26 protein-coding genes, 1 tRNA gene, 2 pseudogenes and 1 other annotated feature are annotated in these 21,376 nt (G+C 63.0%); of the genes and pseudogenes, 25 read left to right on the top strand and 4 right to left on the bottom strand.

Annotated elements, in window-relative coordinates:
- The first annotated feature begins 1 nt into the window (after position 1).
- The 12 genes and pseudogenes from JHW40_RS09585 (at position 2) to JHW40_RS09530 (ending at position 6,605) form a co-directional block, all read left to right on the top strand.
- Complete coding sequence (locus JHW40_RS09585) at positions 2–313, top strand: urease subunit gamma (protein WP_090612681.1); 312 nt, start codon at positions 2–4, stop codon at positions 311–313.
- Positions 314–874: a HupE/UreJ family protein gene (locus tag JHW40_RS09580; protein WP_090612678.1), complete on the top strand. Its 561-nt coding sequence runs from the start codon at positions 314–316 to the stop codon at positions 872–874. It abuts the gene before it with no gap.
- Positions 875–1,180 (top strand): urease subunit beta, encoded by a 306-nt coding sequence (locus tag JHW40_RS09575; RefSeq protein ID WP_090612676.1) that lies wholly within the window; start codon positions 875–877, stop codon positions 1,178–1,180.
- Positions 1,180–1,410, top strand: a complete 231-nt coding sequence (locus tag JHW40_RS09570; protein ID WP_090612674.1) for a hypothetical protein — start codon at positions 1,180–1,182, stop codon at positions 1,408–1,410. The genes JHW40_RS09575 and JHW40_RS09570 overlap by 1 nt, the downstream gene beginning before the upstream one ends.
- On the top strand, positions 1,410–3,098 hold the full coding sequence (ureC, locus tag JHW40_RS09565; protein WP_090612671.1) for an urease subunit alpha: 1,689 nt from the start codon (positions 1,410–1,412) through the stop codon (positions 3,096–3,098). Before JHW40_RS09570 ends, ureC begins: the two co-directional genes overlap by 1 nt.
- 10 nt (positions 3,099–3,108) lie before the next feature.
- Complete coding sequence (locus tag JHW40_RS09560) at positions 3,109–3,585, top strand: urease accessory protein UreE (protein ID WP_090612669.1); 477 nt, start codon at positions 3,109–3,111, stop codon at positions 3,583–3,585.
- Positions 3,548–4,213 carry an urease accessory protein UreF gene (locus JHW40_RS09555; protein ID WP_244519204.1) on the top strand — a complete coding sequence of 222 codons (666 nt, stop codon included), beginning with the start codon at positions 3,548–3,550 and terminating at the stop codon, positions 4,211–4,213. The genes JHW40_RS09560 and JHW40_RS09555 overlap by 38 nt, the downstream gene beginning before the upstream one ends.
- Positions 4,210–4,845, top strand: a complete 636-nt coding sequence (ureG, locus tag JHW40_RS09550) for an urease accessory protein UreG (RefSeq protein WP_090612664.1) — start codon at positions 4,210–4,212, stop codon at positions 4,843–4,845. Before JHW40_RS09555 ends, ureG begins: the two co-directional genes overlap by 4 nt.
- Before the next feature lie 77 nt (positions 4,846–4,922).
- Positions 4,923–5,473: pseudogene (locus tag JHW40_RS24175) on the top strand (transporter substrate-binding protein); the annotation flags it as partial.
- 59 nt (positions 5,474–5,532) lie between these two features.
- Positions 5,533–5,650, top strand: a sequence feature (AL1L pseudoknot).
- Complete coding sequence (locus JHW40_RS24170; RefSeq protein WP_090612727.1) at positions 5,576–5,848, top strand: IS3 family transposase; 273 nt, start codon at positions 5,576–5,578, stop codon at positions 5,846–5,848. Its footprint overlaps the feature before it by 75 nt.
- 423 nt (positions 5,849–6,271) lie before the next feature.
- Positions 6,272–6,430, top strand: coding sequence for a hypothetical protein (locus tag JHW40_RS09535; RefSeq protein ID WP_139208163.1), 159 nt, complete (start codon positions 6,272–6,274; stop codon positions 6,428–6,430).
- 99 nt (positions 6,431–6,529) lie between these two features.
- Positions 6,530–6,605: transfer RNA gene (locus JHW40_RS09530), tRNA-Trp, on the top strand.
- Positions 6,606–6,751: 146 nt separating this feature from the next.
- Here JHW40_RS09530 and JHW40_RS09525 read toward each other — a convergent pair.
- The gene (locus tag JHW40_RS09525) at positions 6,752–6,979 is read right to left on the bottom strand and encodes a hypothetical protein (RefSeq protein ID WP_090612662.1); all 228 of its coding nucleotides are present in this window, start codon (positions 6,977–6,979) and stop codon (positions 6,752–6,754) included.
- Positions 6,980–7,005: 26 nt separating this feature from the next.
- Between JHW40_RS09525 and JHW40_RS09520 the strand changes: the two genes are divergently transcribed.
- Positions 7,006–7,170, top strand: coding sequence for a hypothetical protein (locus JHW40_RS09520; RefSeq protein WP_170851822.1), 165 nt, complete (start codon positions 7,006–7,008; stop codon positions 7,168–7,170).
- Positions 7,171–7,459: 289 nt separating this feature from the next.
- Here the strand turns inward: JHW40_RS09520 and JHW40_RS09515 are convergent, their stop codons facing one another.
- Positions 7,460–8,008: a TniQ family protein gene (locus tag JHW40_RS09515; RefSeq protein WP_244519203.1), complete on the bottom strand. Its 549-nt coding sequence runs from the start codon at positions 8,006–8,008 to the stop codon at positions 7,460–7,462.
- Between JHW40_RS09515 and JHW40_RS09510 the strand changes: the two genes are divergently transcribed.
- Positions 8,007–8,531, top strand: a complete 525-nt coding sequence (locus JHW40_RS09510) for an MYG1 family protein (protein ID WP_419182435.1) — start codon at positions 8,007–8,009, stop codon at positions 8,529–8,531. The two genes, JHW40_RS09515 and JHW40_RS09510, sit on opposite strands and share 2 nt — an antisense overlap.
- 181 nt (positions 8,532–8,712) lie before the next feature.
- Here JHW40_RS09510 and JHW40_RS09505 read toward each other — a convergent pair.
- Positions 8,713–9,578: pseudogene (locus tag JHW40_RS09505) on the bottom strand (transposase); the annotation flags it as partial.
- Positions 9,579–9,585: 7 nt separating this feature from the next.
- Here JHW40_RS09505 and JHW40_RS09500 point away from each other — a divergent pair.
- Positions 9,586–9,837 (top strand): NAD(P)-dependent oxidoreductase, encoded by a 252-nt coding sequence (locus JHW40_RS09500; RefSeq protein ID WP_244519202.1) that lies wholly within the window; start codon positions 9,586–9,588, stop codon positions 9,835–9,837.
- Position 9,838: 1 nt separating this feature from the next.
- Positions 9,839–10,546 carry an RraA family protein gene (locus JHW40_RS09495; RefSeq protein WP_211657307.1) on the top strand — a complete coding sequence of 236 codons (708 nt, stop codon included), beginning with the start codon at positions 9,839–9,841 and terminating at the stop codon, positions 10,544–10,546.
- A gap of 305 nt (positions 10,547–10,851) precedes the next feature.
- On the opposite strand, the gene JHW40_RS09490 is transcribed toward JHW40_RS09495, so the two are convergent.
- A complete protein-coding gene (locus tag JHW40_RS09490; RefSeq protein ID WP_090612647.1) occupies positions 10,852–11,931 on the bottom strand; it encodes an ABC transporter ATP-binding protein in 1,080 nt (359 codons plus the stop codon).
- A gap of 130 nt (positions 11,932–12,061) precedes the next feature.
- Between JHW40_RS09490 and JHW40_RS09485 the strand changes: the two genes are divergently transcribed.
- The 9 genes from JHW40_RS09485 to JHW40_RS09445 all read left to right on the top strand — a co-directional run bounded on the left by JHW40_RS09485 (position 12,062) and on the right by JHW40_RS09445 (position 21,365).
- Positions 12,062–12,751 carry a GntR family transcriptional regulator gene (locus JHW40_RS09485; RefSeq protein ID WP_090612645.1) on the top strand — a complete coding sequence of 230 codons (690 nt, stop codon included), beginning with the start codon at positions 12,062–12,064 and terminating at the stop codon, positions 12,749–12,751.
- On the top strand, positions 12,748–13,674 hold the full coding sequence (locus JHW40_RS09480) for an alpha/beta hydrolase (RefSeq protein ID WP_090612642.1): 927 nt from the start codon (positions 12,748–12,750) through the stop codon (positions 13,672–13,674). The genes JHW40_RS09485 and JHW40_RS09480 overlap by 4 nt, the downstream gene beginning before the upstream one ends.
- A gap of 40 nt (positions 13,675–13,714) precedes the next feature.
- Positions 13,715–14,929 carry an ABC transporter substrate-binding protein gene (locus JHW40_RS09475; RefSeq protein WP_090612641.1) on the top strand — a complete coding sequence of 405 codons (1,215 nt, stop codon included), beginning with the start codon at positions 13,715–13,717 and terminating at the stop codon, positions 14,927–14,929.
- Between the two features lie 91 nt (positions 14,930–15,020).
- Positions 15,021–15,947 carry a carbohydrate ABC transporter permease gene (locus JHW40_RS09470; protein ID WP_090612638.1) on the top strand — a complete coding sequence of 309 codons (927 nt, stop codon included), beginning with the start codon at positions 15,021–15,023 and terminating at the stop codon, positions 15,945–15,947.
- A complete protein-coding gene (locus JHW40_RS09465; protein ID WP_090612636.1) occupies positions 15,947–16,780 on the top strand; it encodes a carbohydrate ABC transporter permease in 834 nt (277 codons plus the stop codon). Before JHW40_RS09470 ends, JHW40_RS09465 begins: the two co-directional genes overlap by 1 nt.
- Before the next feature lie 55 nt (positions 16,781–16,835).
- Positions 16,836–17,723 carry a sugar phosphate isomerase/epimerase family protein gene (locus JHW40_RS09460; protein ID WP_090612634.1) on the top strand — a complete coding sequence of 296 codons (888 nt, stop codon included), beginning with the start codon at positions 16,836–16,838 and terminating at the stop codon, positions 17,721–17,723.
- Positions 17,723–18,721, top strand: a complete 999-nt coding sequence (locus tag JHW40_RS09455; protein ID WP_090612632.1) for a Gfo/Idh/MocA family protein — start codon at positions 17,723–17,725, stop codon at positions 18,719–18,721. The genes JHW40_RS09460 and JHW40_RS09455 overlap by 1 nt, the downstream gene beginning before the upstream one ends.
- Positions 18,722–18,771: 50 nt before the next feature.
- A complete protein-coding gene (locus tag JHW40_RS09450; protein ID WP_090612629.1) occupies positions 18,772–19,869 on the top strand; it encodes a mannitol dehydrogenase family protein in 1,098 nt (365 codons plus the stop codon).
- Complete coding sequence (locus tag JHW40_RS09445) at positions 19,866–21,365, top strand: UxaA family hydrolase (protein WP_090612627.1); 1,500 nt, start codon at positions 19,866–19,868, stop codon at positions 21,363–21,365. The genes JHW40_RS09450 and JHW40_RS09445 overlap by 4 nt, the downstream gene beginning before the upstream one ends.
- The last annotated feature ends 11 nt before the right edge of the window (positions 21,366–21,376 follow it).

Raw genomic sequence — 21,376 nt, 5'->3', positions numbered from 1 at the left:
GATGAACCTTACCCCCCGCGAACGCGAGAAACTGCTGGTCTCACTCGCCGCGATGGTCGCCCGCAACCGGCTGGCGCGCGGCGTCCGGCTGAACCACCCCGAAGCCATCGCCCTGATTACTGATTTCGTCGTCGAGGGCGCGCGCGACGGGCGCAGCGTCGCCGATCTGATGCAGGCGGGCGCGCATGTGATCACAGCCGCTCAATGCATGTCCGGCGTGCCCGAGATGATCGAGTCGGTGCAGGTCGAGGCCACTTTTCCCGACGGCACCAAACTGGTCACCGTCCATCACCCCATCCGTCACGAGGCCTGAATGAAACGACTTGCCATCATCACCGCCACCATGCTGCTGCCGCAGATCGCGTTGGCCCATCCCGGCCACGATCAGGGCCAGTTCATCGGCGGGCTATCGCATCCGGTCGGCGGCGCCGATCACCTGCTGGCCATGGTCGCGCTAGGCCTGCTGGCGGCGCAGATCGGCGGGCGCGGGCTGTGGGCGCTGCCCATCAGTTTCGTCGGCAGCATGATCGCGGGCGGGCTTGCGGGCTGGGCCGGGCTGGCCTTTCCGGGGGTCGAGCCGATGATCCTGGCCTCGGTCGTGATCCTCGGGGTGTTGGTCGCGATGGCCGCGCGCCCGCCGCTGGCGGTGCTGGTGCCGGGGGTTGCGGTCTTCGGCTTCGCGCATGGCTGGGCGCATGGGGCCGAAGGCCCGGCGCAGGGGCTGATCGCCTATGCCATCGGTTTCGCCACGGCCACCACGGCGCTGCATCTGGCGGGGATCGGCATCGGCAGGCTGCTGCAACGCGGGACGTTGCTGCGCGGGCTGGGCGGGGGCACGGCTTTGGCTGGGCTTGCGCTGGCGATGGGGGGCTGAATGAGACCGGGTGAAATCCTTCCCGCCCCCGGCGACATCGTGCTGAACGAGGGCCGCGCGCCGATCACCCTGCTGATCGCCAATACCGGCGACCGTCCGATTCAAGTCGGCAGCCACTATCATTTCGCCGAAACCAACCCTGCGCTGGATTTCGACCGCACCGCCGCGCGCGGCATGCGGCTGGCCATCCCCGCGGGCACCGCCGTCCGCTTCGAGCCCGGCCAGTCGCGCGAGGTGCAACTGATCCCCTTTGCGGGCAACCGCGTGGTGCAGGGCTTCCGCAAGAACGTGATGGGGGCGCTGTGATGGCATGTGAACATCGCCCCCAAGCGCCCGCCCGGAATCAAGGTGCCGAAGGCACCACCGGGCAGCGCCCGACCGCCCCACCGGGCGGGCGCTTCGTCGATGTCGCGCGAAACGCACCGGTCCGGCAGAGCGGCACCATAAAGCGCCAGACCAATGGCGTTGCAGCGCCCACCCGCGGTCGGCCGCTGCCCTCGGCCCTGATCCTCACCCGCCTGTCGGAGGCCCGCTGATGGTCAAGACACTCTCTCGCGCCGATTACGCCGCGCTTTACGGCCCCACCACCGGCGACCGTATCCGGCTGGCCGATACAGAACTGCTGATCGAGGTCGAACGCGACCTGACCACCCCCGGCGAAGAGGTGAAATTCGGCGGCGGCAAGGTCGTCCGCGACGGCATGGGCCAAAGCCAGATCACCCGCGAGGCCGGGGCGATGGATACCGTCATCACCGGCGTCGTGGTCTTTGACCATCAGGGCATCACCAAGGCCGATGTCGGTCTGCGCGACGGTCGCATTGCGGGCATCGGCAAGGCGGGCAATCCCGACACCCAGCCCGGCGTGACCCTGATCATCGGGCCCGGAACCGAGATCATCGCCGGCGAGGGCCGCATCCTGACGCCGGGCGGCATGGACTGCCACATCCATTTCATCTGTCCGCAGCAGGTCGATCACGCGCTGCATTCCGGGGTCACTACACTTCTGGGTGGCGGCACCGGCCCGGCGCATGGCACGCTGGCCACCACCTGCACCCCCGGCCCGTGGCATATCGCTCGGATGATGGAAGCCTGCGCCGAACTGCCGGTGAATATCGGCATCGCGGGCAAGGGCAACGCCTCGGTCGCCGCGCCCCTTGAGGAACAGGTCCGCGCCGGGGCCTGCGCGCTGAAGCTGCACGAGGACTGGGGCACCACCCCCGCCGCCATCGATTGCTGCCTGACGGTGGCCGATGCGCTAGATGTGCAGGTGATGATCCATACCGACACGCTGAACGAATCCGGCTTTGTCGAGGATACGATGGGTGCCATCGCCGGTCGCACCATCCACGCCTATCACACCGAGGGCGCGGGCGGCGGCCATGCCCCCGACATCATTCGCATGGTGGGGATGGGCAATGTCCTGCCCTCGTCCACCAATCCGACGCGCCCCTATACCGGCAACACCATCGAGGAACATCTCGACATGCTGATGGTCTGCCACCACCTTGACCGCCGCGTGCCCGAGGATGTGGCCTTCGCCGAATCCCGCATCCGGCGCGAGACCATCGCGGCCGAGGATATCCTGCACGATCTGGGGGCGTTTTCGGTGATCTCGTCCGACAGCCAGGCCATGGGCCGGATCGGAGAGGTCATCATCCGCACATGGCAGACCGCCGACAAGATGCGCCGCCAGCGCGGGCGGCTGACTGACGAGACCGGCGAGAACGACAATCTGCGCGCCCGCCGATATATCGCGAAATACACCATCAACCCGGCCATCGCGCATGGCGTCTCGGCCCATATCGGCTCGATCGAGCCCGGCAAGCGCGCCGATCTGGTCCTGTGGTCGCCCGCCTTCTTCGGCGTCAAGCCCGAGATGGTGCTGGTCGGCGGCCAGATCAGCGTGGCGCAGATGGGCGACCCGAACGGCTCGATCCCGGTGCAGCCCATGTTCAGCCGCCCGATGTGGGGGCATACCGGCCGCGCCTCGGCCCTGTTCGTCAGCAAGGCGGGGTTGGAGGCCGGTGCGGGCGACGGTCTGGGCAAGGCGCTGATCCCGGTCGAAAATACCCGCGGCATCGGCAAGGCGGACATGGTGCTGAACGACGCCATGCCGCGGATCGAAGTCGATGCCGAAAGCTATGAGGTCCGCGCCGATGGCGAACTGCTGACCTGCGAACCCGCCACAGAGCTGCCGATGGCGCAGCGTTATTTCCTGTTCTGAAAGGCCCGCCATGATCCCGCACAGCCATCACATCATCCGCAACGCCCCCGGCCCCTTCGACGGGCAGGTGGTGCTGGATTACGATGCCCGCCTGCTGCGCCGCAGACGGCTGGTCTGTGCGGGTGGCGATTTTCTGGTCGATCTGGCCGAGGTCACCAACCTCGAGGACGGCGATGCGTTCGAACTGTCCGATGGCCGCCGCGTCGTCATCCGCGCCGCACCCGAGCCGGTGCTGGTCATTCGCGGCGATCTGGCCCGGCTGGCATGGCATATCGGCAACCGCCATACCCCCTGCCGGATCGAGCCCGACCTGCTGATCATCCGTCAGGATCATGTGCTGGAGGCGATGCTGCGCCAGCTTGGCGCCGAAATCACCCACAAGGACATGCCCTTTCACCCCGAAGGCGGCGCCTATGGTCATGGCCGCACCTTCGGCCATGACCACGGGCATGGCCATTCGCATGACCATCACCACGATCACGCCTGAAGCCGCCCGGCTGAGGCTGGCGCAATATCTGTCGCCCGCCTTTCCGACCGGGGGCTTTGCATGGTCGCAAGGGTTGGAATGGGCGATAGATCGGGGGCTAGTCACCGCCGCCAACCTGCCGCAATGGCTGGGCGACTGGCTGAATCATGGCGCGGGCTGGTGCGATGCGGTGCTGCTGTCGCTGGCGCTGCGCCCGGATGCGGATCATGGCGCGCTGGACGATCTGGCGCGGGCCATGTGCCCCGGCGCGCAGCGCCTGACCGAGACGGTGGAACAGGGCCATGCCTTCGCCGCCAATGTCGCCGCCCTGACCGGACAGGCGCAACCCCCCGCCGCGCTGCCGGTGGCCCTTGGCCGCGCCTGCTGCAAGATGCCCCTGCCCGCGCCGGAAATCATCGGCCATTACCTTCAGGCGCAGGCGGCGGCGCTGATCTCGGCGGCGGTGCGGTTCATGCCGCTGGGGCCGGTGGCGGGTCAGGCGATGCTGGCCGGGTTGCAGCCCGATATTCTGGCAACGGCCATGCGCGCCGGCAAGGCCGGTCCTGACGATCTGGCCAGCGCCACATGGGGCGCCGATATCGCCGCCATGCGGCACGAGATGATGACAACAAGGATTTTCAGATCATGAGCCAGAACCGCCCGCATCACGGCCCCCTGCGCGTCGGCATCGGCGGCCCCGTCGGCGCCGGCAAGACCACGCTGACCGAACAGATCGCCCGCGCGCTGGCGCCGCGCCTGTCGATGGCGGTCATCACCAACGACATCTATACGCGCGAGGATGCCGAGGCGCTGATGCGCGCGCAGGTGCTGCCCGCCGATCGCATCCGGGGCGTCGAGACCGGCGGTTGCCCCCATACCGCCATCCGAGAGGATGCCAGCATCAATCTGGCCGCCATCGCCGATCTGAACGCGGCCTTCCCCGATCTGGAACTGGTGCTGATCGAATCGGGTGGCGACAATCTGGCCGCGACCTTTTCGCCGGAACTGGCGGATCTGACCATCTATGTCATCGACACGGCGGCGGGTCAGGACATTCCGCGCAAACGCGGCCCCGGTCTTGCGAGATCCGATCTGCTGGTCGTCAACAAGACCGACCTTGCGCCCCATGTCGGCGTGGATGCCGCGCTGTTGGAATCCGACGCGCGGCAGTCGCGCGGCAGTCGCCCGGTGGTCATGGCCACGCTGCGTCACGGCAAGGGCGTGGCGGAAGTCGTCGATTTCCTTGTCGAACAGGGCGGGTTGCAGCCGCGCCCGGCCTGATCCTGCCGGCAGATGGGCAGAACCGGCGCAACCTGCCCGCGATCCGGTCATCCCCTGTCCGGACCGCGTGAAATCTTTCCCTGTCCTGCACGATTGCGATTTCGGAAATCACGCTGAACGACACGGTCCTGATGATGGTCGCGCAGCAGAACGCCAAGGGTGGCGTGCTGGGCCGCCCGCTAAAGGCCGTGGTGGTCGATTCCGCAGCCGAATGGCCGCTGTTCGCCGAAAAGGCCCATAGATTGCTGACGGTGATGAATGTGGATGTGGTCGTCGGTGCATGGGTCTCTGTTTCGCGCAAATCCCTTGCCGGTGCTGGAGGAACTGAACGGGCCGATGGTCTATCCGGTGCAATACGAGGGCGAGGCATCCTCGAAGAACGTCATCTATTATCGGCGCCGCACCGAACCAGCAGGCGATCCCGGCGGTCGAAAACATGACGGCGGAACCGGGAGGCAAGAAATGGGCGCTGCTGGACACCGATTACGTCTATCCCCGTACCACCAACAACATTCTGGAAAGCTGTCTGAAGGATAGTGGCGCCGCGGCGGGCGTGTCGGCGGATGATATTCCGATCATCGGCCTCTCGGTCGGCGAAGAGGGGCTGTCGGGGCTGGATACGGCCAACCAGCCGGAGCGCGAGGTCAGGGAACTTCGGCCAGCCAACGAGATCCTGAAGAAGGCCAGCGCGTATTTCGCGGCGGCGGAGCTTGACCGCCCCTTTCCGCAAATGATCGCGTTCATCGACGATCACCGTCGTGTCTTTGGTGTCGGGCCGGTCTGGCGGGTTCCAAGGATCGCACCATCGACGTTTTATGCCTTCAAGGCTGTTGAACGTGATCCGCCACTGGCCTCAAAGCGTGCGAGGCAGGATCGGCTGGACATACCCGCTATCAAACAGGCCTTCGATGGCAGTCGTGGCCGATATGGAGCGCGCAAGGTCTGGCACCCGTTGCGCCGCAGCGGCCACGACATCACCCGGCTCGCACCGTCGAGCACCTGATGAAGGTCATGGGCTACAAGGCGTTGTCCGGGGAAAGAAGGTCATCACGACCACCCCCGATGCCGCACAGCCTTGCCCGGATGACAAGGCGAACCGGAACTTCGTTGCGCAGATGCCGAACCAGCTCCGGGTTTCGGATTTCACCTATGTCTCCACCTGGCAGTGGTGTATGCGGCTTTCGTCATGACATCTTCGTCCGGAAGATCGCCGGTTGACGCGTCTCCGGCATCCGAATGGGCGCAAGCCAGCCAATCATCGTTTTGTTCTGGATGGCATTTTCTGGAGTGAGGCGTGAGCCGCCACCGGTTCGAGGCCACGCCAAACGCGAACTGTTGTCTGACCCGCCTTACTCCCGATGCGTAAGAACCGCAAGGTGCGCAAAGTCGTCGACATGACCTAACAGAAGCCGAACACCAGCACGCCATGCGGCATCGCGGGGTGATGGGGCTGGCTTGGGCGGGCTGCGACGACGACGAGATCGCCAGCTACGGTGACCACGCGTCAAAGGCGATGATCATCAAATACGCGGGCGTGGACCGGCAAATCATGAGGGCGAAACATACATGGAAGAAGCGACAGTGAACAGAACGAGACCAGAACGGGAAACTGATAACTCGGGTGATAACTCGCCCTTTCCCGGCTTGACGACACCGGGCGCAAACCCTATCAGGGCCGGGTTGCAGGGGTTTAGCTCAGTTGGTAGAGCATCGGTCTCCAAAACCGAGGGTCGTGGGTTCGAGTCCCCCAACCCCTGCCATTGAAATTCTTGAATATTGTCGTTTGACACTCAAAGACCGACTTTTCGACAAAAGTTGGTTTTTTGTGTTTTGGCACCTGCAGGCTGATTCGTGGTCTGTGCCAGTTCAACCGACTTGGCGCACAGTTCAGGGCCTGCCCTGCCGGTTAAGATCGGGCTGCGATCAGCACCTGTTCTACATCCTTGCGCTCATAGATCGGGCCAAAATCCTGCCCGTCAGGCGCGAAAGGCGTCACCTCAGCGGCCCTCAGCCGAGTGACGCATGTGTGATGCCGCAAGCCGAACTCTTTTCGTATCAGCCGCAGGGTGAGAAAGCGCCGGTGGAACGCGGCCATATGCGCGTCGGTCACATAGAGGACCGCCTTGCCGGTCACCGGATGGGGCACCCAGCAAGACCGGCATGACCGGCCTCGAAGAGCCTTGGATACCAACCCCTCGATTTGATGCCGATCGCGGTGGCAAAGGTCGAGGCGAGTTGGCCCTTGGGCAGCGTCTCGGCGCGACGACGGATATGCGGGTGATCACCGGCCAGCCCGTCGATCTCGGTTTTCAAGACCTTGAATGATCTATAGCCAGGGACGTCGTCTTAACGTCCGATCTGCAGCTTGCCGCTGCGAATGGCCGCGATGATCTCACCTACCCGAAAGCCGGTTCAAAACCGGGGTCGGTCAAATAGGTACTCAAGGCATCATAGAGCTTCCCGAACGCCCGCTGGGGCGCGATCTGACTTCCCTCCGTCCCACCTGCGAGTTCCTTGAGAGCAGCCCCAAAGGCAGCTTCCCCTCGCGCCAGCACCTCAAGCTCTGCTGCCTGGGCAGCAGACTGCCGTTCTGCCGGTTCTGTCGGTTCCGAAGTCAGATCGCGCAGCTGGACACCGCCCAAAAGACCGCAGATAGTTGTCGCGACGAAAAGATCATGTCCGCCAGCCAGGACGAATCCTCGCCCGTCTCAAGCCGTTGATCGAGCCAGAGATCATATGCCGAAGGTGCGCGCAGCGGGCGGTCAAGCTCGCCCGCGATGATCCGGGGTGCCAGATCACGCAAATGGCCGGCGCTATCGAACCGCTCAGCAGGCCTGATGTTTTCCCACAGGGGAATCAGCGGAGAATGGTGACGGCAGCAAATCCCCACCTCCCGCAGCAGCCAGTCGCCCCGTATCACCATGACGATGGCCGGGTTCTTCCTGTTGTTCAGGGCATCTTCACGCAGGCAAACCGGGCAGCCGCGCATGACGGGATTGCGTACAGCCTTCGAGGGGAAGGTCTCTCCGCGGCATTCCGTCCGGGAATCGCCAACCTGCTTTCCGGTCCAGGAGACGAGAGTTTGTAATGCTTCGCTATCCAGAGCGGCTGCTTTGCCGGGCTGCGCCAGCGCGGCCAGCGCCGGGCCGTTGCTGTCCGGCATGGTTCTGCCTGACCTGATCGAAAGCCTGAAGCCGGTCTTCGACGACACTGCGTCGGGTGCCGAGGATCGCGCCTTCCAGACCGCCCTGACCATCGCCCGCGCCTTCGTCGAGGCCCGCAGCGCACGCAGCGCCGCCAAGCTGCGCGCCGAAGCCATTGTCCTTGAGGCCATCGCCAAAGCAGGCGACAACTGCATCCTGGAACTGCCCATGGGCATGCCCTTCCGCCCTACCGTGGTAAAGGCCGGCGCGGATCACCTGTGGTTCGTCATCAGCCCGCGCGGCAGTGATTGGGTGATCGGCGGCATCCGCAAATCCGAGGATGGCTTCGAGCAACGCGCCGACCTGCCAGCCTCATGGGCCGGACTGACCGGCATGGCACTGGAGGAAGCCTCCGGCGTCAAGGGTGCCCTTTTCTGCCACAACGGCCGCTTCATCGCCGCCGCCGCAAACCGAGATGCAGCGCTGGCACTGGCCAGGATCGCTGTGAAGGAAGCAGAGTTGGCGGAAGCTGGTTCTGTGTGAGGATGTGAGCATGAAATGAAGGCTGCTCTGGGCGGAGGCTGTGTGGAAACCGCTTGTCTGTGACAGGTGACCTCCGGTGTTTGATGGATCGCACCGTATTTTCATGCCCCGTCTTCGGATTTCGGGAAACGGCTTTGCAGACGTGCTTTCTGACAGCAAATCTGGCGTCGGCGCGGTCGGATCAGGCTCGGATCGCGCGCATCAGTCCTCCGATCCCAATCAGCGAGATCATGCGTTTGATATTGTAGGCGAGGACGTTGAGCGCCATTTCGGTGCCCACATTTTTCAAACCTCGCGTCAGGAAATGACTGTGCCCCATCCATGCTTTGATGGTGCCGAAAGGGTGCTCGACGGTTGAACGACGAACCTTCATTGGTGCAGTTGGTCCGCGCCGCCTGGCATTCGACGCATCGACAAGGTGCTCATGCTCCCACCGTGAGACCCGGCGCTCGTGCCCCGTGGTGCAACGGTCTTTGAGCGAGCATCCCTTGCAGGAATTGGTCCAATAGCGCCGCATTTGCAGACCCTGCTGCTCAGTCGTGGTGCGATGGGTCAGGGCCTGTCCCGCCGGGCAGCGATAGATATCGGTGTCGGGCTCATAAGCGAAGTCCGCCTTCACGAAGTGCCCCTTGGCCCTGCTGCCCGATGTGTCCGAACGCGGCACTGTGGCGATAATCCCTGCCTCATGGCAGGCCAAAATCTCGTGAGCACTGAAGTAGCCCTTGTCGGCAAGAATGTGCAGATCATCGCGCGCCAACACAGCCTTCGCTTTCTTTCCCATTCGCGTCAGCAAATCCCGGTCATGGCCCTGGTTCGTGACCTCGTGGGTGACGATCAAATGGGTCTCGGCGTCGACAACACTTTGAACATTATAGCCAACATGCCACTGTGCTGCGCGCGGGTTGCCATGGTACGCGCGTCGGGATCGGTCAGGGAGATCTGGCCATCTGGCGCGTCGTCCAAGGCCTTCTCCATCGCCAGAAGCCGTTCGATCTCGCGCCGGATGCCATGATATCGGCCCGTCAGATGGGCTGCACGTTCTGCCCGAGGAATCGTGGATGAAGCGGCGCTTTATGAGGCGCTGACGACGGGCAAGCTGGGCGCGGCAGGGCTGGACGTGTTCGAGGACGAGCCGGTGGATCCGAACAACCCCCTCCTGAAACTGGAGAATGTCGCCCTTTCGCCCCATCTGGGCACCAGCGTGCAGGAGACGCGGGTGCGCATGGCAGTGACGGCGGCTGCCGACGTGATTCGCGTTCTGCGCTCCGAAGATCCGACCTATCCCCTTTTCAAGCTGAGCGCGTGACATGAACCAGATGACATCTTCAACCTACCCAGCCTGGCCATCCGGATTCCGCGTGAACCCGCGTGTCTCGGCGCTTTCAGCCGAGTTGATCGCCGAATTCGCATCGGTCCCCGTCTGCCATGCGGGGGACGTGATGGGGCGGCACACCGGTTCAGTCGGGCTGAGTGTGTTTCACAATGATCTGAGCAAGGTGATGTGCGGTCCTGCCGTAACGGTGCGCACGCGGCCCGGCGACAACCTGATGATCCACCTGGCCATGATGATGGCCGAACCGGGCGACGTCATCGTGATCGACTGCGGTGGCGATGTGTCCACCGCGGTCATCGGTGGTCTGATGCGGACCACCGCTGTCGCGCGAAAGCTGGGCGGCTTCGTTCTGGACGGGGCGCTGCGCGACGTGGCCGAATGGTCCGACGGCGCAATACCTGCCTACGCCAAAGGCGCGGTGCTGCGCGGCCCGTCCAAGGAAGGACCGGGCGAGGTGAACGTGCCGGTCTCATGTGCCGGGCTTGCGGTTTCGCCAGACGATCTGATGCTGGGGGGTGGGGATGGCGTCATCTGCATTCCTGCAGCAGATGCCGCGGCGGTCCTGCGGTTGTGCCGAGCGCATGCCGAAAAGGAGGCCATGATCGCTGCGAAGAACGCTCAGGGGAAACTGGATTGGGATCGATTCAACGCGATCCTGCGAGCGAAGGGTTGTCCAGTTTAATCTGGAAAGCTTTGAATCGCGAATGCTGCGCTGTGCTTGAATGGCGGCTATACGGAACCGCTGCGCCGGCGCAAGTGCGAATGTCCGAAAGCGAAGGGCGCGGTCACGATGATCGGCTCGCCCCTCGTTCTGGGCATCGTCATCGCGGCTGTGGGCTTGCGCCAACTCGCCTGCCGCCCCGCAGTTGGCCAGCTTTCGGATCGCCTCTGCCGCAAGTGCATTCTCATGGCCGGCCAGTTCATCGCAGCAGCGAGCCTTCTACACTGGGCTGAGAACGGGGCCGGGTTGCAACCCCGAAAGGATGGTCATGCCGCGAAATCCAGCCGGGCGCCGCTGGCGCTGTCGAACAGATGCAGATGCTTGCGGTCGAAGCGCAGGGGCAGGCGAGTGCCCGTATTCCGGCTTTCCTCGGCCGGGATGCGTACGGTCAGCTCGCGCCCGTTCAGAAAACAGATCGCCAGCGTGTCCGAGCCCAGTTCTTCAAGCACATCGACATCGACGATGAAATCGGCCTGATCCTTGGGGCAGGGTTGCAGATGTTCGGGGCGAAGCCCGATTTCGATCGCGGCCCCGGATGGTGCGTCCAGCCGGGGCAGCGTGATCGCGCCGCCGTCGAATTCGACTGTCGCGCCGCGATCTGACGACACCGCCCGGCCTGACAGGATATTCATCTGGGGCGAGCCGATGAATTCCGCGACAAAGCGGCAGTTTGGCCGCTCATACAGATCCAGCGGCTTGCCGTGCTGGATGATTTCGCCCTTGCGCAACACGACAACGCGGTCGGCCAGGGTCATCGCCTCGACCTGATCATGGGTGACATAGATCGTCGTGGTCCGCAGCATCCGGTGCAGCCGTTTGATCTGGGTGCGCATTTCGACGCGCAGCTTGGCATCGAGGTTCGACAGGGGTTCGTCAAACAGGAACACCTTGGGTTTGCGCACGATGGCACGGCCCATGGCGACGCGCTGGCGCTGGCCGCCCGAAAGCTGGCCGGGGCGGCGATCCAGCAGTTCTTCCAGTTGCAGGATGCGTGCGGCCTCGGCGACTTTTTCGGCGATGGTGGCGGGGGCTTCGCCGCGCATCTTCAGCCCGAAGCCGATATTCTGGGCGACGGTCATATGCGGGTAAAGCGCGTAATCCTGAAACACCATGGCCACGTCGCGGCCCTTGGGTTCGATGTCATTGACCAGCTTGTCGCCGATGGTCAGGCGGCCGCCGCTGATTTCTTCCAGGCCCGCGATCATGCGCAGCATCGTCGATTTGCCGCAACCCGAGGGGCCGACAAAGGCCACGAACTCGCCATCCCCGATATCCAGGTCGACGCCGTGAATGGTCTGCACCGCGCCATAGCGCTTGAAGATCTTGTCCAGGCTGATCTGCGCCATCGTCCCCTCCCGTGACCGCACCACCGTTCGAGACACTGGCGCCTTGGCATTATCAATAATCTTGACATTATCAATAATACAGTGATTATCAATAATGCAAGCGCGAATGATGGCGCGTGATGGAGTGGTGATGAGCCTGGCGGAAACCCTTGGTGCAAGGCGGCAACGCAGCCGCAGCGAAACAGCCGAACACGCCCTGCGGCGCGATATCGTGCTGGGCACGTTGGCGCCCGGTGCTGCCTTGCGCGAACTGGATCTGGCACAGCGCTTCAACTGCGCGCAGGGCACGATTCGCGAGGCGTTGATGCGTCTGTCCGAGGATGGTCTGGTCACGCGCCGTGCCCGCCGCGACACCCATGTTGCCCCCGCCAATCCCGATGACGCGCAGGAATTGCTGCGCATCCGCCGCGATATCGAATGCCGTGCGGCGATACGGGTCATCGAATCGCGTGACGAAACCCTACTGTCCGATCTGGACACGCTGATGCAATCGATGCGTCTGGCCGCCCTGCAGGGCGATGAATATACGCTGATGGAACATGACCGGGGCTTTCACCTGCGTCTGTTCGAAGCTGCCTCGACCCCTATGGTCGAACCCGTGCTGTTTCGCTGCCTGCTGCATACGCAGCGGTTCAAGATCCTGAACAGCGAGCCCGAAAGCCGCAATCTGCAAGATACTGCCGACCGTCATTTGTCGATCCTGGAATCGCTTGAGGCGCGCGATGCCGAAGGGCTGACGCAGGCCCTGTCGCATCACATTGCCACCATCGTCGATTTTGGCCCGGAAGTTTTCGCGGCAGGGGAACGTGTGAAATCATGAGCGCGTCCGATCTGCTTGCCACCGAAATGCGCGCCGTTCTGGACCGTCTTGCGACCGAGGACGGTCCGCAGCCCGACCCGACGTTGCTGCCTCCGGCCGAGGGGCGCGCCTTGGCCGAGGCCTCGAACCGTCGCTGGAACCGTGGCGGCCCGGTGATGGCGCGCGAGTTGATCGTGGAAACCGCCGACGGTCGCCGCGCCTATGTCTATATCCCGCAGGGCGACAGCGGCGCGCAGGCGATTCTGTATGTCCATGGCGGTGGCTGGAGCTATTGTTCCGCCGCGACCCATGAAGGCGCCGCGCGCTGGTTGGCCGAGGCGGCGGGCGCGCCCGTCGTGACCTTTGATTACCGACTGGCGCCGGAACATCGCTATCCGGCGGGGCTGGAGGATTGCCTGTCGGTCTGGGCCGGCCGTGAGGGGATCTTGCCGGGCCGGATATGGTCGGTGTCGGGCGACAGCGCGGGGGCGAATCTGGCCATGGCAATGATGCTGCGGCTGGACGGTCGCGACCTGCCGCAATCGGGGCTGCTGTTCTATGGCGTTTACGACGCTGATTTCGACAGCCCCAGCTATCGCGCGATTGCCGAAGGCCCCGGCCTGACGCGCGACAAGATGCGACGTTACTGGGATTTCTATACCGGACCCGATGCGGACCGTCTGGCGGACCCCGGCCTGACCCCCGCAAACGCCCCGGATGCGGCGCTGGCGGCCCTGCCGCCGTTGTATCTGAACGCCGCCGAAATCGACCCCTTGTGTTCCGACAGCGAAAGGCTGGCCGCACGCCTGCACGCGCTTGGGCGCAAGGACCGTTTTGACCTGATTGCGGGGGTCGTCCACGGCTTCATGCAAATGAGCCTTTGGCTGCCGCAATCCGTCGATGCCTACCGCCGTGCGGGTGACGCCTTTCGCGACATCACCTGAGGCGGAAACCAAGATCAATTCGATTCAGGGAGGAGAGAACATGAAAAGAACGATCAGCGCCCTTGCGCTTCTTGCCGGACTTGCGCCGGGGCTTGCCAATGCCGACAGCACGGTGCGCTTCTGGTATCACTTCGACAACCCGGAAAACCCGATGGGTGATCTGGTCGCGAAATTCGAGGCCGAAAATCCCGGTATCAAGATCGACGCGATGAACGTGCCGTGGAACAGCTATTACGATAACCTGTATACCTCGATCGTTGGCGGCAACGCCCCTGACGCGGCCATGCTGAAGATGTTCGCGCTGCCCCGTCTGCTGGAGATGGAGGCGCTGGAACCGCTGGACGACCAGATTGCGGCATGGGATGGCAAGGATGACATTCTGCCGAACCTCTTTGATCTGACCCGCGCCGAAGATGGCAAGCAATATTACCTGCCCGTCCAGTATGTCGCGCTGTATCTTTATTATCGCGCCGATATGTTCGCCGAACTGGATCTGGCACCGCCCCAAACCTGCGATGAGTTCCGCGATGCGGCGATCAAGCTGACCCGCGACACTAATGACGACGGCAAGATCGATACCTATGGCTTCGGCTTCCGTGGCGGCAAATCCGGGCATGAACACTGGGGCAGCTTCACGCTTGGTGCGACCGGCGTGGCGCTGGACGATACCCTGACCTCGGATGCCGGTGTCGCGGGCACGCAATTCGTCATCGACCTGTTCCAGAAGGACAAGGTGTTTCCGCCCTCGGCTCCGAATGACGGGTTTCAGGAAATCATCGGCGCATTCAAGACCGGCGTGACCGCGATGACCATCCACCATGTTGGTTCCTCGAACGATCTGGTTGAGGTGCTGGGTGACAAGGTCGCCGCTGTGCCGGTACCGGAATGCGGCGGCGGGCGCTGGACGACATTTGGCGATGAATCGACGGCCGTTCTGTCGAGCGCTTCGGACAAGGAAGCAGCGTGGAAATGGATTTCCTTCCTGTCAACGGAAGGCAACAACGCGCTGTTCAACACCGCGACCGGCCAGCTTCCGGTGACAAAATCCGACGCCGCGGCATGGCAGGGCCACGAGCCCCGCTTTGTCGAGGCGACGCAGGCCTCGTTGCCCTTTGCACATCTGCTGCCCGCATCTTCGAACACGCCTGAATTCGTCAACACCGTCTGGCCCGCCAACATGCAGCGCGCTTTGCTGGGGCAGATCACCGCCCTGCAGATGAATGAGGCGATTGCCAAGCTGTTCACCGCGAACTGATCCCCACGGGCCGGGAACCACAGCCCCGGCCTATCCCCTGAATAAAATCGCCTGTCGGATCCTTCCGCGCAGGGCCAAGAGAGTTTGCCCGATGACAATCACTTCCGTCTCCGAGCAAGAGGGTCTTTCCTCTGACAGGCGTGCCGCACTGTGGCGGCAGGTCATGCCATTGGCCCTGTTGTCGCCAGCCGTTCTTGTCACGCTGGCCATCGTGTTCTTTCCGATGATCCAGACCGCCTGGATGAGCCTGCACAACTATGTCCTGTTCCGGCCGAAGAACTTTGACTGGGTCGGCTTGCAGAACTACTTCAACATCTTTCAGGACGAGGTGTTCTGGATCTCGCTGCGCCACACGATTCTGTGGATCGCCATCACCGTGCCCGCGCAAGCGCTGCTGGGTCTGGCGACTGCTCTGCTTCTGAACCAGAAATTCCCCTGGCGACCGCTGGCGCGCGCGCTGATCATCATTCCGTGGGCGCTGCCTTCGGTGGTGATCGCGCTGATGTGGGTCTGGATCTATGATTCCAACTACGGGATCCTGAACGATCTGCTGTTGCGGGTCGGCATCCTGGAAACCTCGATCCCGTGGCTGGCAAACCCCGATACCGCGCTTTACGCGATCATCCTGACACTGACCTGGCAGGGCTTTCCCTTCTTCGCCGTGATGATTCTGGCCGGCCTGCAATCCATCCCGCAAAGCTATTATGAGGCTGCATCGCTGGATGGCGCGACGCCCTGGCGGCAGTTCTGGCACATCACCCTTCCGGGTATTTCCGGGGTGCTGTTCACCGCGATCCTGCTGCGCACGATCTGGGTGGCGAATTCCATGGACGTGATCTTTGTCATGACCGGCGGTGGCCCCGGCTACTCGACCTACACCCTGCCGCTCTATTCCTTCCTTGAGGCGCGGACGAACCTGAACTTCGGCTATGGCTCGGCCTTGGCGATGACCTTCACCCTGATGCTGCTGGGCATCGTGATCCTGTATCTGAAACGCTCGGCAAAGGCGGTGCAATAATGGCTTTGGGACGCAAATCGACGCTGAACCGGGTGCTGACCGTCGATCTGCCGATGCTGGCGATCCTGGCCTTCACGCTTGGACCCTATCTGTGGATGCTGTTGACCTCGCTGACCGCGGAAAGCGAGCTGTTCACGCGCGGTCCGTCGGTCTTTGATCTGGTCTGGAGCAACTACGAACGCCTGTTTGCCAATGTCGGCTTTGCCCGCAACATGCTGGACAGTTTCATCGTCGCGGCGGGCACGGTGGTTGTCGGCCTGACGCTGTCGGTGACGGCGGCCTACAGCTTTTCGCGGTTCGATTTCCGCTTCAAAAAGGTGCTGTTGCTGCAATTCCTGCTGATCAACATGTTCCCGTTGGTGCTGCTGATCCTGCCCTTGTTCGTGCTGATGCGCCAACTGGGCCTGCTGGATACGCATTTCGCGCTGATTGTCGCGAACTCGACCATCGCCATTCCGTTCTCGGTCTGGATGATGACCAGCTATATCAACGGCATCCCAAAATCGCTGGACGAGGCCGCGATGACCGATGGCTGTTCGCGCCTGCAGGCCATGCGCAAGGTGATCCTGCCCCTGTGCGCACCGGGAATCATCGCGACCGGCATCTATATCTTCATTACCGCCTGGAACGAATATCTGTATGCGCTGACGCTTGGTGGGCAGAACGTGCGTCCGATCACCGTCGCCGTGCAGACGATGATCGGCGAATATCAGGTGCAATGGGGTCTGCTGACCGCTGGTGGCATCGTCGGCGCGCTGCCCGCAACCATCCTGTTCCTGATCGTACAGCGACGCCTTGTCGGCGGGCTGACCCAAGGCGCCGTCAAAGGCTGATCCAGTTTTCGCTGCCGCCCGCAAGGACGGCGGCCCCAATCCCCGAGGGAAAAACGTGAAAAATCCTGTTGGCATCATTTCGATGCAATATATCCGGCCCTTTACCAATGCCGCGCTGCCCTGTCTGAAGAAAACCCGCGAATTGGGTTTCGACTTCATCGAGCTGCTGGTCCCCGAGCCCGAGGACGATCTGGACCCGCTCGAGGTTCGGCGCATCTGCGAAGGTGAAGGTCTGGACGTGGTTCTGGCCGCGCGGGTGAACCTGCAACGCTCGATCGCCAGCGAGGACGCGGCGAACCGCCAAGGCGGCATCGACTATCTGAAATTCTGCGTCGAGGCAGCCGACAAGATCGGTGCAAAAATCATCGGCGGCCCGCTGTATGGCGAGCCTTTGGTTTTCGCGGGCCGTCCACCTTACCCTTGGACCGCCGATCAGATCACGACGCGGGCGAAACGCACCATCGACGGTCTGGCAGAGGTCGCACCGCTGGCCGCATCCGCTGGCCAGGTGTTCGGGCTGGAGCCGCTGAACCGCTTTGAAACCGATATCGTCAACACCACGGCGCAGGCGAATGAAATCGTCGATGCGGTGAACAATCCGGGTCTTGGCGTAATGCTGGACACCTTCCACATGAATATGGAGGAACGTTCGATCACCGATGCGATCCGTGCTGCGGGCGACCGTCTGGTGCATTTCCAGGCCAACGAAAACCATCGCGGTTTCCCCGGCACCGGCAATATGGACTGGACTGCGATCATGCGCGCCCTGCATCAGGTCGGCTATCAGGGCCCGGTGTCGCTGGAACCCTTCCGCCGCGAAGATGACCGCGTCGCCCTGCCCATCGCGCATTGGCGCGCGCCCCACGAAGACGAAGACGACAAGCTGCGCGCGGGTCTGGCCCTGATCCGTTCGGCGCTTGTCTTTGCAGAGGTTAATCACTGATGACGATCAAGATCGGCTGGATTGGCTGCGGCCGCCATGCAACCTGGATGCTGATGCCGCAACTGGCACGCAGCGGCTTTGAAATCGCCGCTGTTTGTGACCGCGACGAGGCATCCGCGCAGAATGCCGCGCGCCAGTTCGGCGCCAAGGCGGTCTATTCGGATTACGACGACATGATCGCCAATGCCGATATCGACGCGGTCGGCATGGCGGTCGGCCCGGATATCCATTTCCGCGCCACCTTGTCGGCGATGCGCCGCGGCCTGCCCGTCTTCATGGAAAAGCCCCCCGCGGCAACTGCCGCGCAGGCCAAGGAACTGATGCTGGCGTCCGAGGCTGCAAAGGTGCCCGTCACTGTCGGCTTCATGAAACGCTATTCGACCGGCAACAAGATCGCGAAGAACATCCTGGACGGTGGCGATTTCGGGCAGATTCTGGGCATCCACGGCAGCTATATGACCGCGCCCACCTATTTCACGGGCGAAGTCGATTATACCGGATTCTACCTGCACCACTGCGTCCATTACATGGATCTGATCACGTGGTTCGCGGGTTCGGAATTCGCCGATCTACGGCTGCGCAAGAATGTCCCGGATAAGGGCAAGATGCTGCTGCACATGAACTTCGAATGCGAAAACGGTGTGATCGGCAATATCATCATGGGCACCGTTCAGTCGCGCGGCACGCCGATGGAATATGTCCAGATCATGGGCGACCATAACCGGGTCGAAGTCGAAAACATCATCAACGTCGCCTGGCACCGCAACCCGCCCTTCAAGGCGGATGATCCCAAGGCGGTGCTGGATCCGGCCTGCGACAGCCTTGTCTGGACGCCGAATTTCACAGCAGCCGCGAACGAAGACCACAAGGGCTATCACGCCCTGCTGCTGGATGTCGCGGCGACCATGCGCGGCGAAAGCGATGTGGCACCCCAGATCCGCGACGGCTGGCTGGCGATGCAGCGGCTGGAACGCATGATTGCGCTGATCGAAGCCTGATGCCAATCGCCCCGCCCCTCGCAGGGCGGAGCAATCCCATAGGAACCGCCATGCAGACCCCCATCATCCAGTTCGGCACCAGCCGCTTTCTGCAAGCCCACGCCCTTGCCTATTTTCAGACCGGCACGCCCCTTGGCGATGCGCCTGCGGTGACGGTGGTGCAATCGACATCCGATCCCACGCGGCGCAGCAGGCTGGATGCGCTGTCGGCGCAGGGTGGCTATCCGGTCCACGTGCGCGGCCTTGAGAACGGCCAACCGGTCGATCGCGAGGAGCGGGTCGGGGTGGTCAGGCGCGGCCTTGGCTATGACGGCGATTATGCGGAACTGGAGCGGATTTTCGTGCAGGAGGCGCGCTGGATCATCTCGAACACCGCAGATCGCGGTTTTGACCCGCAGCCCGCCGATGATCTGCCCAGTCCTGATCCCGCGCAAAGCTATCCAGCCAAGCTGTTTTACCTGATGCGCGCCCGCCACCTTGCCGGGGGCGGCCCGCTGGTCGTGCTGCCGACGGAACTCGTGCCCGGTAATGGTGACAAGCTGCGCGCGCGTGTCCGCGACATGGCGGTCGCGCAAGGTTTCGATCCCGCGTTTCTGGACGCCCATATCTGGGCGAACTCGCTGGTTGACCGCATCGTCTCGGAAGAAATCCGCCCGGCGGGTGCTGTGGCTGAGCCCTATGGCCTGTGGGCCATCGAGGCACAGCCCGGTCTGGTCCTGCCCGTCATCCATCCGGCCATTCAGATTGTCCCCGACCTGGAACCTGTTCAGCGGCTGAAGCTGCATATCCTGAACCTTGGTCACAGCACTCTGATCGACCTGTGGCTACGCGCGGGCCAGCAGGAGACCTATGTTAGGGAAGCCATTTCCGGCCCCCTGCGCAAAGCCCTGTTGGATATCATGGAAACTGAGGTTCTGCCCGGTTTCGCCCTGTGCGGCATGGGCGATCAGGCCCGCGACTATCTGGCCGTGACGCTGGAACGGCTCGACAATCCGTTTCTGGACCACCGCCTGTCGGATATCGCGCAAAACCATGCCTCCAAGGTCGATCACCGTATCACCGCCTTTCTGGCCTGGGCCGGGCTGTCACCCGATCAGGCTCCGAAACTTCACGCCATCAGCCAAAGCGCCAAGGATATCGCGCCATGAGCCAGTCTCCTTCCGCCCTTCTTCTGGGCGACACCGACAGCGTCGGCATTGCGCTGAATGCGCTGAATGCGGGCGACACGCAGCGTGGCGTGACGCTGGTGACCGACATCCCCGCCGGACATAAGTTCGCCCTGCGCGACCATGCTGTTGGCGATGCCATCGTCAAATATGGGCAGGTTATGGGGCAGGCGACGGCACAGATCCGCGCAGGCGAACATGTCCACACCCAGAATGCCGGGATGAGTCCGCATGGCCTTGGCCCGGCGCAAAGCCGAGGCCAGCTGCCGCCCCCGCCGGAACGCCGCAGTTTCGAAGGTTTCCTGCGCAAGGATGGTCGTGTCGGGACGCGGAATTTTATCGGGATCATTGCCTCAGTCAATTGTTCTTCGACCGTGTGCAACGCGATTGCGCGGGCCGCGAATGAGCGCCTTTTGCCGCGTTTCCTCAATGTCGATGGCTTCGTGCCCATCGTTCACGATCAGGGCTGCGGCATCGCCACCGGCGGCGAGGGGTTCGAGTTGCTGGTTCGCGTGCTGAAAGGCTATCGCGACCACGTCAATTTCGGCGGCGTCATACTGGTCGGTCTGGGCTGCGAGGTGAACCAGCTAACGTTGTATCAGCGCGATGACTGGACCCGGGAACGCCATGCCAGTTTCAACATTCAGGACGTCGGCGGTTCGGCTGCGGCGGTGGCCCGCTCGATGGAGATTCTGGAAGTCATCGCCGAGGCCGCGAACCGCGACACCCGCCGCACCGTTCCGGTGTCCGGGTTGACGCTTGGCATGCAATGCGGCGGCTCAGACGGGTTTTCGGGGATTACAGCGAACCCGGCGCTTGGCGTTGCCTCGGACCTGCTGGTCGCGGGTGGGGGGACCACGATCCTCTCCGAAACGCCCGAGATTTACGGCGCCGAACATCTGCTGATCGCCCGTGCAAGCGATACCGATGGTGATCGGCTGCGCGCAATGATCACATGGTGGGAACGCTATACCAGCCAGAATGGAGCCAGTCTGGACAACAATCCCAGCCCCGGCAACAAGCGCGGCGGGATCACCACCATTCTGGAAAAATCGCTTGGTGCGGTGGCCAAGGGCGGCCTTGCACCGCTCGCGGGGGTTTACGGTTATGCCCAGCCGATCACCACGGCCGGTTTCGTCTACATGGACAGCCCCGGCTATGATCCGGTGGCCGCGACGGGACAGGTGGCATCGGGTGCGAACCTGATCGCATTTACCACGGGGCGGGGGTCATGCTTTGGTGCCCATCCTGCGCCTTCGCTGAAACTGGCGTCAAATTCGGCACTGTGGCGGACGATGCAGGCGGATATGGATATCGATTGCGGCAAAGTCGTTGAAGGCGCGATTTCGCTGCCCGAGATGGGACAGGAGATCTATCACAGGCTTCTGGATACAGCATCAGGCGCGCGGACCAAGTCCGAAGAGTTCGGCTATGGCGATGCGGAATTCGTGCCTTGGCGGATCGGCGCGGTGCTGTAGGGTTAAGCGCG

Origin of the sequence: Paracoccus alcaliphilus, from assembly GCF_028553725.1 — a bacterium.
GTDB lineage: Bacteria > Pseudomonadota > Alphaproteobacteria > Rhodobacterales > Rhodobacteraceae > Paracoccus > Paracoccus alcaliphilus.
This window is presented reverse-complemented; position numbering and strand designations above follow the sequence as displayed.